The sequence below is a fragment of the Wolbachia endosymbiont of Frankliniella intonsa genome (genome assembly GCF_029856955.1).
Lineage (GTDB): Bacteria > Pseudomonadota > Alphaproteobacteria > Rickettsiales > Anaplasmataceae > Wolbachia.
The window spans coordinates 966,722-980,447 of the sequence record NZ_CP097148.1; the positions used below are offsets into that span (position 1 = coordinate 966,722).

General features: G+C 33.0%; 12 protein-coding genes, 1 tRNA gene and 3 pseudogenes. 3 read left to right on the top strand and 13 right to left on the bottom strand.

All coding sequences use genetic code 11. The features are described 5' to 3' along the window. Positions 1-75 precede the first annotated feature (75 nt). The 7 genes and pseudogenes from M3L71_RS05420 to M3L71_RS05450 form a co-directional block, all read right to left on the bottom strand. Complete coding sequence (locus M3L71_RS05420; protein WP_280143316.1) at positions 76-231, bottom strand: hypothetical protein; 156 nt, start codon at positions 229-231, stop codon at positions 76-78. 64 nt (positions 232-295) lie between these two features. After that, a pseudogene (locus M3L71_RS05425) lies at positions 296-1,300 on the bottom strand (IS630 family transposase). Positions 1,301-1,515: 215 nt separating this feature from the next. Continuing rightward, entirely contained in the window at positions 1,516-3,624 is a 2,109-nt protein-coding gene (locus M3L71_RS05430; RefSeq protein ID WP_280143317.1) for an FtsK/SpoIIIE family DNA translocase, read from the bottom strand. Next, positions 3,625-3,903, bottom strand: a complete 279-nt coding sequence (locus M3L71_RS05435; protein WP_264374841.1) for a YggT family protein — start codon at positions 3,901-3,903, stop codon at positions 3,625-3,627. A gap of 183 nt (positions 3,904-4,086) precedes the next feature. Next, positions 4,087-4,708, bottom strand: a pseudogene (locus M3L71_RS05440) (IS6 family transposase). A gap of 66 nt (positions 4,709-4,774) precedes the next feature. Continuing rightward, positions 4,775-5,392 carry an RDD family protein gene (locus M3L71_RS05445; protein WP_280144153.1) on the bottom strand — a complete coding sequence of 206 codons (618 nt, stop codon included), beginning with the start codon at positions 5,390-5,392 and terminating at the stop codon, positions 4,775-4,777. 22 nt (positions 5,393-5,414) lie between these two features. Beyond that, positions 5,415-5,497: transfer RNA gene (locus M3L71_RS05450), tRNA-Leu, on the bottom strand. A gap of 102 nt (positions 5,498-5,599) precedes the next feature. On the opposite strand from M3L71_RS05450, the gene M3L71_RS05455 reads away from it, so the two are divergent. After that, the gene (locus M3L71_RS05455) at positions 5,600-7,042 is read left to right on the top strand and encodes a replicative DNA helicase (protein ID WP_280143318.1); all 1,443 of its coding nucleotides are present in this window, start codon (positions 5,600-5,602) and stop codon (positions 7,040-7,042) included. 347 nt (positions 7,043-7,389) lie between these two features. Further along, positions 7,390-8,886 (top strand): proton-conducting transporter transmembrane domain-containing protein, encoded by a 1,497-nt coding sequence (locus tag M3L71_RS05460; protein ID WP_280143319.1) that lies wholly within the window; start codon positions 7,390-7,392, stop codon positions 8,884-8,886. A 6-nt stretch (positions 8,887-8,892) separates the two neighbouring features. Here the strand turns inward: M3L71_RS05460 and M3L71_RS05465 are convergent, their stop codons facing one another. From M3L71_RS05465 to M3L71_RS05490, 5 genes and pseudogenes are all read right to left on the bottom strand, one after another. After that, positions 8,893-9,552, bottom strand: coding sequence for a VirB8/TrbF family protein (locus tag M3L71_RS05465; protein ID WP_280143320.1), 660 nt, complete (start codon positions 9,550-9,552; stop codon positions 8,893-8,895). A 44-nt stretch (positions 9,553-9,596) separates the two neighbouring features. Further along, positions 9,597-10,391: pseudogene (locus M3L71_RS08335) on the bottom strand (hypothetical protein). Positions 10,392-10,427: 36 nt separating this feature from the next. Continuing rightward, positions 10,428-11,279 (bottom strand): DNA polymerase III subunit delta', encoded by an 852-nt coding sequence (locus M3L71_RS05480; protein ID WP_280143323.1) that lies wholly within the window; start codon positions 11,277-11,279, stop codon positions 10,428-10,430. Between the two features lie 17 nt (positions 11,280-11,296). After that, the gene (locus M3L71_RS05485; RefSeq protein WP_280143324.1) at positions 11,297-11,884 is read right to left on the bottom strand and encodes an L-threonylcarbamoyladenylate synthase; all 588 of its coding nucleotides are present in this window, start codon (positions 11,882-11,884) and stop codon (positions 11,297-11,299) included. A 139-nt stretch (positions 11,885-12,023) separates the two neighbouring features. Further along, a complete protein-coding gene (locus M3L71_RS05490; RefSeq protein ID WP_280143325.1) occupies positions 12,024-12,494 on the bottom strand; it encodes a hypothetical protein in 471 nt (156 codons plus the stop codon). A gap of 75 nt (positions 12,495-12,569) precedes the next feature. Between M3L71_RS05490 and miaA the strand changes: the two genes are divergently transcribed. Beyond that, positions 12,570-13,454 (top strand): tRNA (adenosine(37)-N6)-dimethylallyltransferase MiaA, encoded by an 885-nt coding sequence (miaA, locus tag M3L71_RS05495; protein ID WP_280143326.1) that lies wholly within the window; start codon positions 12,570-12,572, stop codon positions 13,452-13,454. A gap of 128 nt (positions 13,455-13,582) precedes the next feature. Here the strand turns inward: miaA and M3L71_RS05500 are convergent, their stop codons facing one another. Further along, a complete protein-coding gene (locus tag M3L71_RS05500; protein ID WP_006013387.1) occupies positions 13,583-13,708 on the bottom strand; it encodes a hypothetical protein in 126 nt (41 codons plus the stop codon). Positions 13,709-13,726: the final 18 nt, after the last annotated feature.

Below are 13,726 nucleotides of genomic sequence, written 5' to 3' on the forward strand. Positions count from 1 at the left end.
TAAATACTTTAAATGTGTGTCGACGTATTTATCAACATATTCATTTTAAAAATCGGATCACTTTAAAAAAATGGTCTAGACAAATGGGTGCACTATAATCTTTTGAGCTTCTTGCCATTCTTTTAATGCGCTAAATACTTCTTGAAACTTTTTAGCATCAATATTTTGACTTTCCTGCAATGCTGTTACATCCGATTTATCAAAACCTAATACAAATTTGGTTATACCCATTTTTAACCCCCTAGCTAATTAATATATTACTATTGTACGTTTTTAGTAGTTATACCAAAATCCATTACTGACGGAACAAATAAGAAACATTACAAACTCGTTTAATAGTAGTACTGGAAATATTGACAATAGAATTACACAAAACATCTTCAAGTAAACCTATAGTATCGTAGATACTATTGCGTAAAGTATTGTATTTGATATATTGCCACAACCTTTCAACAGGATTCAGTTCCGGTGAATAAGGAGGCAAGTATATGATGGTAATGTTTTCCTGAATTTTCAAACTTTTTGATCTATGCCAACTTGCACAATCCATTACAAGAAAGGCTTCTTTCGTGCCTAAATCTTTCGACATCTGCTCCAGAAATATATTCATACAATCAGTGTTTACATATGGAGCAAGTAGGCTAATTTTCTTACCACTTCTTGGATTTACCGCACTTTAGATATAGAAATTTTGTCTACCAATTTTCATTTTAACCTGCGTTCTGACCCCTTTTAAACCATCCGTGTCCGATTTTTGAATGAGTCCCAAATCGTGATTCATCAAAAAAAACACCTCCCTTTTAGGGTGGAAATTGACTATTTTATTGAAGTATCTTTTAAACTCTTCTTGCTTGTTTTTATCTTGTTTATGGTCCATTGGCCTCGGTGTTATGTAAGAAAATTTCATCCTTTGTATCTCACGGTGCACTGTTGATTTGCTGATGTTTAGGGCAAATTCCTCTGAGATTTTTATTTGTACTTCCTTAATAGTAATATTTGGATTTCTTTCTACCCATATTTCAATTTGCTCACGTTGATTTTTGTTTAATTTGCTTTTTCTTCTCCGCTGAAACGGGGCAAATAATTTTTCTACTCTACCAAATTTTAGATGCTTTATCCATTCAGTCAAAGCAGTCCTTGAAATTTTACATATTCTTGCCACAGCGCTTATACTACTTTCTTTTCCTGCTATCACCGCTTGTAACTTTTTTGAAACATATGCGTTATTTCTTACCTTTTTTAACATTTCTTTCGCTAAATTTACAACTCTTTCGTCTAATAGTTTTGACCTTAATGCCATTTATACCTCGCTATTTCACTTACTCTAGTATGACTTTTTCCCCATTATTCTCTATCTGTTCTTTCTATAGCGGGAATTGGTATTAATTTAGTATTAAACACTATACAACTGGGATCCAATAAGAAATATCTGGTCATGCGCTGGAACTTTTTAATTCCAGTTATGCAAGAGATCTATTGATCTTAGAAATAACTTTCCTTGATTTAAGTTAGCGATTATTCTACCAATATCTCTCTCTTTCCTGAGTAACTCGGAGCACTGACAATACCTTCTTTCTCCATTCTTTCAACAATATTTGCAGCTCTGTTATAGCCTATTCTAAGTTGCCTTTGAATGTAACTAGTTGAAACCTTTTGATCTCTCTGAATGATGGCCACTGCTTGCTTGTATAGATCGTTCTCTTCATCTTCTGTTTCACCTTCTGATTCCGCGAAAGAATTTTCATCTTCTTGAGTGATTTCCTCCATGTAGTTTGGCTCACCTTGCGTTTTTAGATGATCAACTATATTTTGCACCTCATCATCACTTACAAATGGACCGTGAACTCGAATAATCTTACCACCAGAGGCCATATAAAGCATATCACCCATACCGAGCAATTGTTCAGCCCCTTGTTCACCAAGTATTGTACGGCTATCTATCTTAGAAGTAACAGCAAAACTAATTCTCGTTGGAAAGTTTGCTTTTATCACACCTGTTATCACATCTACAGACGGACGTTGCGTTGCCATTATGATGTGTATTCCTGCAGCACGAGCCATCTGAGCTAAACGTTGAATAGAGCATTCTATATCTTTGCCAGCAACAAGCATTAAATCTGCCATTTCATCTACAATCACCACAACATACGGAAATGTCTCCATTTTAATCGGTATTTTTTCAAACAAAGGTTTACCCGTTGTTGAGTTAAAGCCAATCTGTACAACGCGTTCCAATTCTATTCCGCTATTCATCGCTTCTGTAATTTTTTGATTATAGTTTATTACATTCCGCACATTTAAATATGACATCATACGATAGCGATTTTCCATCTCTTTCACGATCCACTTAAGAGCAATAACAGCTTTTTTTGGCTCTGTTACCACTGGCGTTATTAGATGCGGTATTGCATCATATATTGAAAGCTCAAGCATCTTTGGGTCGATCATTATCATCTTGCATTCATCAGGACTTAATCGATAAACAAGCGACAGAATCATCGTGTTAATCGCAACTGATTTACCTGATCCTGTAGTTCCGGCAACAAGCAAGTGGGGCATTTTAGTCAGATCTGCAATAATTGGTTTTCCGCTTATTTCCTTGCCTAGTGCAATCGGAAGATTTAAGTTTGCATTTTGGTATTCTGGCGATTCCAGTAAATCACGCAGCATAACAATTTCTCGTTCTTTATTTGGCAATTCTATTCCCATTGCATTTTGTCCACGAATTATTGAAATACGTGCAGAAAGTGCACTCATTGAACGTGCAATATCATCTGCAAGACCAATCACTCTTGCAGATTTTGTGCCTGCTTGTGGTTCAAGTTTGTATAAAGTCACAACCGGTCCATAACATACACTTATAATTTTTCCTTGCACGCCAAAATCACTTAGAACCTGCTCGAGCAGAGATAAATTCTTATTGCTCTCTAATGCATTCAACTGTTTTCTCTGCACAGATTCTTCTACTTTGGAAAGTAAGTGAATGCTTGGAAACTCAAACTCGCTAGAAGGTGGTTTAAAAATCTCTTCGGTAGCTTTTTTCTGTCTTTCTTTTGGTTGTTGTCTAGTGGTTCTATATTTTTCTTCTACTACTAACGATGCTATTGAATGATCAGTAGTTTTACGTAACCTGAAAAACAGAACCTTTGTAAAAAGGGAAAATATTTTTTTACATAGGAAAAGCAAAGAATAAACCGTTCTCTTCCAACCAATCAATCCTACAATACCTATTGATGCTACTACTGTGAATATGTAAAACGGGCAGTGGCCAATTAGAGTATTGCCGACTATTCCACTGTGCATGTACCTAGTAGTGATACCGAGCGAAAGTTGCGCTAATGTAGCACATATTCCTAAATTGATTAATATTAAATAGAGAATTTTCAGCAGCCTTTTTGATATCAAAAAGTAAACTATGGTTGTAGCTATTGTAATACTAGCGAGTCCAAGAAATTGAACCAATATATCAGCTAAATATGAACCTACTACTCCTCCCAAATTTGTTACTTTCTCATTTGTAGCTGTATTTAAGGATGGATCTTGATAATTATAGCTAAAAACCGATATATATATATACATTAAGAGTAACAGGTATATTGCTGATTTTAGCTGTTTTTTTAACATCTACTTAAAGTAATAAGTAATTGTATATTTTACAAAGTGAATTGCTATTATCAATATCATCACGGATAAATCTAATCCATTGAATGGTTGTATATACCTTCTGATAACCTTTAGTGGAGGATGGGTAAGTCTGTTTAAAGTTTGCATTATGCTGCTTACAATCTCATTATACATGTTAACTACATTCAATTTAATCAACAAATCGAGAGCAACTGAGCATATTAGAACTAAGCTGTAAAGATCAAGTAACAAGTTAAGTAAGTATATGATTGGATGCATATTACTAATTTATACTAAAGTCTATTATCTGTAGTGATATATATAAAATCAAGCCTCACAATAATTTTCATACTGAAACAGGTATAAACAATAACTGATTAGTCTGTTTATCAACTGATATGTCGGTTCTGTTGCATCTATAAACCATAGGAAAGAAGATCATTAAAGGTAGGATTATAGGAGTTATGAAGCCATTAACATAGCAAAATTCTCAAAAGTAGAAACATTATTTTAATAATTTGTCTTTTTTGAATCATACGAATATTTTCTATGCCTGTGATGGTAATCTTTGCGGAATGGAAGCTTTTAAACCCAAGCATTGGCTTTATTAGTTTTTTGATAAATCTATCAACAATATTATTTAGATATTTTATTTGAAGAACTGTAATCTTCAGAAATTTCTTCATTCAAATCATCAAGAGCAGCAGTATTACTGCCGCTTTTATCAATTACAATTTTCTCAGGAAGACAGTTACTCCTGAAGGCTTTACGAAAGAATGCAAGTGCTGAAGACTTGTCTCTACTAACACACAAGAGTACAGTATATAAATAAACCCATTTACCCTTTAATTTAATGTAAGTCTCTCCAACTACTACCAACCTGCTTCTTTCTTTTCCTTACTGCCTCATCTATCAGTGGTGATAACCCACCTTTGTAACGTAGCATTTTGCTCCCCTTATACTCATCATTTCTTCCAAATCTCGATAGCTCAAAGAGAATCGACATTTCATGTATACAGATAACATCCTCTGAAAAGCTAAATCCTTTGAAATATGGCAACAATTTTTGATTGATACGAAACATCTTTGCTTTTTTTTTAGACAGTTATATCATTCTTCTTTCTACTTCCCTACAAATGCGACAGAACCCTTAATCCACTCTATTATGTTCTGAGAACATACATCTAAGACTTTTACTTGTTACAACTACTGTGCCTGCAATCTTATCGTGCCAAGTTTGGCAACGTTTGTCGAAGCTTGCCCATATGAAACCTAAGAATAGTGGTGAAGTTGAAAATATAAAGGAAAAAAACCTCTTTATTGCTTGTTTTAGAGTCAATTTTTCAAAAGTTTGTGCATTTACAACTCTGAGTCCAAGTAATAACTTTCCAGTTGTAGCGCCAAATCTTATCCACATATATGCTACATAACTAAAAAGCATAATAAATTGAACTATCTGATTTAGAACTAGTAACTTGATTAGTTTACTCTGCATTGCTGTTTCCTCTGCAGATAATGGTGTTTGCATCTGATATTTCGCAGCAATTTGGCCTAATATTTTACTGCTCTCTGAGTTCATGAAGAGTTGGCTTAAGGCTTGGCCGCAAAGCTGCAAGAACAAAACGATGATAATTAAATCAAGCAGCACTGACAAATAGCGTCTAAGTCCTGTTACGTAACATATTCCATTTTCATCTTTCTTTACCCTTTGAATAGCATTTATCGAAGAAAGAATGGAAAATAAACGATTAAAAAATTTGTGTAACATAAAGCATTTTCCAATATTTGAGTGTCCCTGGCCGGACTTGAACCAGCATGCTTTTGCAAGCAACAGATTTTGAGTCTGCCGTGTCTACCATTCCACCACAGGGGCCTACTTTAATGCTATAAGCAACACAGGATTAGTCAAATTTTTTCTCTTTCAAGTAAGGACTGAATATTCTACAATAATCAATCATTACTCTGAAAACTTAAAATGAATGAATTAGCCAATCTTATTGATTCAAGAGAAGAAATATGTAAATTGCCACACAATTTAGAAGCAGAGCAAATGCTAATTGGTGCAATGGTTCGTGATAATAGAATTTGTGATGCAGTAGAAGATATAATTGCAGCAGATAATTTCTATGATCCACTACATCAAAGCATTTTTACCCAGATATCTAAAACCAGAAAACACGGTATAGTTGCTAATGAACTGAGTCTCAAGATGTTTTTCGAGAATGATAAAGCATTTGCCGAATGTGGTGGAGTTGAGTACCTAGCAAAACTTGCAGCAAAGGCAAGCATTGCGCTTGACATCTATAGCTTGACCAGAATAATCCGTGATACTTATTTAAGGAGATGCTTAATCAAGCTCGGGCAGGAGATAGTTGACGATAGTTACAACTACGACATTGAAAATCCTGCACAGGTACAAATTGAGCAGGCAATGACAAAGTTGTTCAACTTAGCAGTAAAAAAGCAAGGTGATAAGACATATATAAAGCTTGCAAGTTCAATTAAAGATGTGGTTGAGAAGATCAGCAAGCTGAAGAATAACCCAGAGGCTCTAGGTATTACAACCGGACTTCAAGACCTAAACCAGCTTCTTGGTGGTTTGCAGAAATCTGATCTGTTAATTATAGCTGCAAGGCCCTCAATGGGAAAGACAGCATTGGCGCTGAACATCGCACTTAATGCTTGTAAGATTTTGAAAAAAAGAAAAGATAAACAACATTATGTAGCATTCTTTTCACTTGAAATGTCAGCAGAGCAATTGACCGCAAGATTGATTACTATAGATTCAGGCATTGGTTATTATAAGGCACTGACTGGGAGAATTAGTGATTTTGAATTACACGAATTCATTAATGCTAGTACAGATCTATCAGAATTACCTTTCATCATAGATGACACTCCTGCGTTATCAATTAGTGCTCTTCGTACCAGAATACGTCTTCTCTATCAACTATATAATGTAGAGTTGGTCTTTATCGATTATCTGCAGTTAATTCGAGGAACAACAAAAAGGAGTAGTGAAAATAGAGTGCAAGAAATCTCAGAAGTGACGCAGGGTTTAAAAGCAATTGCAAAGGAACTAAATATTCCCATTGTTGCACTATCACAGCTCTCTCGTTCTGTTGAGCAAAGGGATGATAAAAAACCACAACTTTCTGATTTACGTGATTCAGGAAGCATAGAGCAGGATGCGGATATAGTAATGTTCCTTTATAGAGAAGAATATTATGAATTAAGAAAGCAACCAAATGAAGGAAGTAATAAACATCGAGAGTGGCAAGAGAAAATGGAGAAAATTAGAAATATTGCAGAACTGATCATTGCAAAACAAAGAAACGGGCCAATTGGTAGTGTGAAACTACATTTTGACTCCAATAGAGGTGCATTTAAAGATTATACAGAAAGATATAGTCTGTAGCGGTTTTGAGTAATTCTGGAAGTGTTTAACAAACCATACGTGCCAAATTAAGTAGCTATCGTGAAATATAGCAATATTTAAGATTGGCATTTTATTTGTTACATTTATTTTTTTAGGAAATTCTTATCTAGGATAAGATATTTTTTTAGAAAAATCTATAAATTACTAACTTTATTACTTAATATATAAAGTAGTTTTTTCTTATTTCCTTTCTTCCTTACGCCACTTTTTCTTAACTTGATGCGTATGGTTTATTTAACACTTCCGATATACAACTAAGAAATAGCAAATTCTCTATAACTTGAATATAATTTTATCTTTACCTAAACAGAAAGATGAATTACTTAATGGATTTTGTTTTAATATCTCTTTCCTTGCCACTTTTTATTACTGAGAATTATTTGTTAATTACTTCGTTGATCCCACTTTTAAGTGCATTAGCTATTTCTTTTACTAGTAAATGGCCCAGAGTGAACAGTAGCGTTACTGTTGCTTCTTCTATGATTCTGTTTGCGTATACATCTCTATGCACTTTATATTTGGTGTATGGTGATCATTCTCAATTTATTCTCATGGATTTTGGTAATAATTTGCATATTAGTTTAAAGCTAGAGTCTAGTGGAGCAATATTCAGTTTATTAATATCATTTTTGTGGGTACTAACCAGTATATATGCAATATGTTATATGAGAAATAACTATGCTGATAGCAATCACTCAAGTTTTCTATGCTTTTTTTCAACATCAATCAGTTGTGCAATGTTTATTGCTTTTTCTGGAGATTTGCTCACTACATTTGTCTTTTATGAGCTTCTAACTATTAGTACATACCCTCTGATTACTTACAACTCAACAAATGAATCATTAATTGCAGGACGCTATTACTTTGGTTTACTATTTTTCTCTTCTTTAGTATTATTTTTTCCTGCAATAGGCCTATTATATAATGAATTCCATACTTTAGATTTTGTAAGTGGTGGAATATTCAAGTTTGATACTTCACTCATCACTTTTATTGCAGTGTGTTTTGCTATGCTGATTTATGGAATAGGAAAAGCTGCATTAATGCCAATGCATTTTTGGTTACCAAAAGCAATGGTTGCACCAACTCCTGTGAGTGCACTATTACATGCTGTTGCTGTTGTGAAATCCGGAGTTTTCATCATCATCAAAGTTATATTATATACTTTTGGCGTCGATAATATGCAACGTTTTGTGCAGCAAAATTGGTTTGCTGGAGGGTGGCTTCCGTACGCTGCTGGATTTACTATCATTACTGCATCGTTGATTTCATTAAAGCAAAAGGAATTAAAGAAATTGCTTGCTTACTCTACCATCTCCCAATTGTCGTATATTATATTGTTCGCTTCAATTTTTAGTGAATTCAGCATGAAGATTGCAATCTTTCAATTAGTTTGCCATGCATTTGCAAAAATTACTTTATTTTTTTTTGCAGGTATCATAATAACGAAAACGGGTGAAAAATATATAGATAGAATTCACGGTATAGGACGTAGTATGCCAATTAGCATGATAGCATTCACTATAGGTGCATTGTCCATGATAGGAGTACCTCCTGCTCCGACTTTTTGGAGCAAATTTCTCATCTTTCAAGCTGTTTTCAACTCTAGTAATGTAACACTTTCTGTGTTTGTAACTCTAGTGTTAATTGTTAGTACTATACTCAATGCTCTATACTTTTTACCAATAATTTACAACGCCTTTTTCTCAAAACCTTCTAGAAATTATTTTATTAAAAAGACACCAATGCTTCTAGTTTTACCCCCAGTTATTACTGCTATATGCACTTTAGTTATTTTTTTTAGCTACCAAATAATGTTATAAATATAATCATCTATATTTATAGCTATTAACAATAAATTTAAATGGCACTATTCCAGCTAGAGTTGCTTTTATATTTGACAAAGTGAAGCTGACCTCCACAGCATAATCTTTCATCTTCTTATTTTTCTCAGCTGTAAAAACTACAGTAGCGTTTCCAGCAAATGTAACTAAGTTCTTGGTCAACCGGTCAATAGATAATGTTGTTACGTTTATGTTGGTAATTTTTCTTGTGGATGAAACAGCTTCATTGTTCACTTTTTCCTGAAAGTTTTGGTAGATTTTGTATACAGAATTGTTTTTTATAAAATTTTCTTGATACTTTGGCTCAACAGTCCTAGAGGACTCATATGTTTCAATATATTTACTTATTAAATACCTTGCTATGGAAATGTACTCATCTTCTTTTTTACTAAAACTAAGTTTATGTATTGCAGAGAACTCATCTTCTGTGTGGTTCATATACTTCACAAAATTTAAATCTTTTTTAACAGGAAGTAATAGGTATATGTTTAGTAGTGATAAAAATAAACATACTAAGAGAAGTAACGCTATTAACGCCATCCAAGATCTTTCTACAACGCAGAACAGGTATCTGTGGCAATACCATTCAACTGCTTTCCTGAAGTAACTTTTGTTTTTTACTGATTCAAGTAATTTATCTTCCATAATACAAACCCAATTATATAATATACTGGATACTCTAAAAAACTTTAAAATATGTCTAAATTTTCCAAAATAGGATGAATTATTATATCACCTTGTTCTGCAATAAGGTGAAATTTATCAATTTTGCTCACATCTAAATTTATCATTTTTACACTGAAGCTTTCAGGATCATAAGTATTACTTTCTGCACTTTTGTGATAATTATAGTAGTGTAATTTATTTTGATCATCAAAATAACCAAATTCATCAGCAAGAGTTCCCACTTTTTTTTCCTTTACCGTCTCTGACTAGCTCAAATAGATCAATTACATGGTTTTCAGATCCAGGATCAATAGATCCTTCTACAGCAAAAATTTAGGTGCATGACCAACATACTCCTTAAGTTTTAGATTATTAGTCTTTTTTATACTACCAAAATCCATGAGTTTATATTCATCTGAAAGACCAGAATATTGTGGATCATACTTTTTATATTCAAAAAACTCATTACCTAAAAAATTACAAAACGTTAATTTACAATCATCGTGATTGGATTTAACAACTTTAAAGTAATGAAAATCTCTAGGGATCTTTACTTCCTCTTTCGTAATATGATTACGTACAACAAGTTCATCATTAATCATATGATAGCCAATTCTCGGCAAAGTAGCTATATTGATTGCCTTGTTTAGCTTAAAATTTTCCTCATAGATGCCACTTGATAGCTCCTTCCCTTTTTCTAAAGTGACGTCTTGATCTAAAGATGTATTCTTGATTAAACTCAATTCTTTCTGCATGTTCAATATGGTTTTTGTTAAAACTTCTATTGATTGCCATACAGTTGATTTATTATCAGTCAAATTATATAATTTAAGTATTAAATTAGCAGAATTTTATCATAAATTTATGTTAAAAGTATTATATTTTTGTGTCATGATGTTAACTACATTAGCTAAAACATGCTTTTTATCTAAGCGAAATTGCTTTGCAGCAACGAAAACTTCATCTATTTCTTTCCATTGACTTAGCAAAATTTCAATATTATTTACTTCTTTCTTTACACTTTCTAAAATGGAGGTTTGAATTATATGTGATGCTAGTTCTAGCTCAATTTCACTATTAATTATTTTATTAACTATATCAGAATTATTTAGATTACGGAAAAATGTATAAAAATGCTTATGTGACTCATAAGCACCACTGTTTATTGCATTTATTATTACTCCCGGAGTTCCAGGAAACAAAGTAATGATCTCACTAAATATTTTATCGTCGAATTTACACTGAGATGAAACAACCTGCTTTGTTTCATCGTAAGTTAATGGAAGTAAATTCAGCTGAAAACACCTACACCGGATGGTGGTTTGTACATCATATGGCTTATGGCTAATTACAAATATTTTAGAATTTTGTGGCTGCTCCTCTAATATCTTTAATATTGCATTTTTAGCATTGCTAGTCATTGCCTCCAAGCTATCTATTATAGCTATCTTATATTCTGATTGAATGGGGCTTAGGTACAGAAAATTTTTCATTTCTCTCACCTTTTCCACTCCTATTGTATCACCTTCAACAATGTGTAAGTCTAATGCTACTTCATCGTAATTTTTGATAAGAAACCAATTAGAAAAGGATTGTGCAAGTGTTGCTTTCCCTATGCCTTTTTTACCACAGATCAGCCAAGATTGAACAGACAAGTTGTTCATTATCTTTTTTTTTGCTTGGTTGTGGCCTATCACCTTTTTCATTCTTTCTCCTATAGATCTTAGTTTGAAAATTCGTTATTTGTTGTTTGTAATGAAATTTTACCTTTTCTTAAAACCTTAATCTTGTCTCCAGTTAAGTCAATAATAGTAGATTCTATACCAGAAACTAATTCATCATCTTCAATTACTGCAGATAAGTGTTGCTTAATAGACTGAGGTATATCTCTTGCTTTGCATATACTTTTTTCTCCTGAAATGTTAATACTAGTTGCAACTACTGGAGTTTTCAGTTCATTTAATATTGAAATCGCAATAGGATGATCAGGAATTCTTATGCCTATACTATCTTTAAAGAACTCATTTGGTAATATACTGTTATCTTGAAGTGGTAAAATATAGGTCATTGGTCCAGGAGAAAAGTAGTTTATTAAATTGATATATTCTTCTTTTACCTTTGCTATATTTGTCAAACTATCAACATCACTAACAAATATAGAGAGTGGCTTGTTTTGAGAACGCTTCTTTATCCGGTATATTTTTTCTATAGATTCTTTACCTAGCGCATTACAAGCAAGAGCATATACTGTTTCTGTTGGAAAGCATGCTAACAAATTATTTTGTATTGCGTTTATTACTTCAAATACCATATAGCTAAAACTTATGTCTACAATAGCTCTGGCTTTACCGTTATCTCGCTATATGGTAGCAATTAAGATACCGAAATGGCTACTGTTGTATACTTACAGTAAATTTTATTAGCAACTGCTCGTTTTTACAACAGATTTACTACAATACGAACTCCTCATTGATTTTATCGACTATCGTCTGTGGTGGATCATCTCCCCATCCTGAATATAAAATCTCTCCATAATCTGCAACATCTATAGAGCCAGTTCTACTTTTTGCCAGAAACATTTCTCTTTTATCTTTATCAACTAATACATAGTGCCAAGCTGATCTTCCTCGATCTTTACCACGAACTAGATATATGAGATCTGATCTACTTCTTCTTGTTGCATCAGCAAAGGATCTTTCATTGATAGTTCTGCTTTTACTCTTTATGCCGCCACTTTCAGAAAAAGCTTCCTTGGCTTCAGCTTTTTTGTTTGCCAATTCAGAAATTTTTCCTTTTGCTCCTAGTGCATGTTCTTTGGTATTTTGAGATGAATACTTACTGGAAAAACCTCCTCTTGTCTCATTAGAGGTCCTATTTGTAAAACGCTTAGTAAACGAGTTATCGTTATCATTTTCTGCCATAAAAGTCTCCAAATTTTAGATTGTAGAATCCAAATTTTTACTACACCCTATCATAGGTTAGTTAAATTAATATAAATGAAAGATAATATAGTAATTATTACAGGAATTACAGCCTCAGGTAAATCAGAATTATGCGATAACTTGATAAAAAAGTATAAAAACATTAGCATAATAAACTGTGACTCAAAGCAGGTATACAAAGAGATTCCCGTAATTACTGCTCAACCACCAAAGCAGAAAGAATTTTATAGGCTATACGGTTATGTTTCAGCAAGAGAAAATTATTCCGTAGGTTTATGGCTAGAGGATTTAAAGAGGGAAGTTAACAACGCGCTGAAAAATTCACGAATACCCATCATCACTGGAGGAAGTGGGCTTTACATTAGTAGCTTAATCAAGGGATTATCATCGATTCCACAAATAAGCCAGGAAGTGAGAGAAAACGTAAATGAACTTAGGAAAAATTTAAGTAAAGAGGAATTCTACAAATTAGTGCTAAGCAAAGATCCAAGGATTCAAGGTAAAATATTTATTAATGACTCACATCGCCTCTCAAGAGCACTTGAAGTTATCACTGAAACTGGCAAGACAATCTTTGTATGGCAAGAAAATAGACAGCCTCCTTTTTTCAATAATTTTAAGGTATATACAATTCTACCTAAACGTGAAGATATATACCGAAAAATAAATTCTCGTTTTATTGAAATGGTTGAAAATGGAGCAATTGATGAAGTAAAAAACCTACTTAGCATGAACCCATCTCCACATTTGCCAGCTATGAAAGCACATGGAGTACCAGAAATTATAAGATACTTAAAAGGGGAGATTACTTTAGACGAAGCAATACAGATTGCTCAAACAAACACAAGGCATTATGCAAAACGCCAGTACACTTGGTTTAAAAATCAATTTCCGAATTCTCAAGTGATTGACTGTGCAAATAAATTGACAGAATTTTAGATATTTTGATTATTATGTATTATATTGCTATGCCTATGCAAACTTTTCTTGATAGTATTAAACTTTTTTCTTAAAGAACTTTCATCATTGCCTAAATTGTGATTATTAAATTCTTTGTAAAAATATTCTTACTTATGAAGCGCTACTATACCTGTAAGAGCCTTTATCACTAAATGAACTATATCACGCAATATTTCATCCTCAATTTTTCTATATTCTCTCACTAATCTTGTAACCACAATCTCCACTTTCATATCCTTGTATAGCTCTTC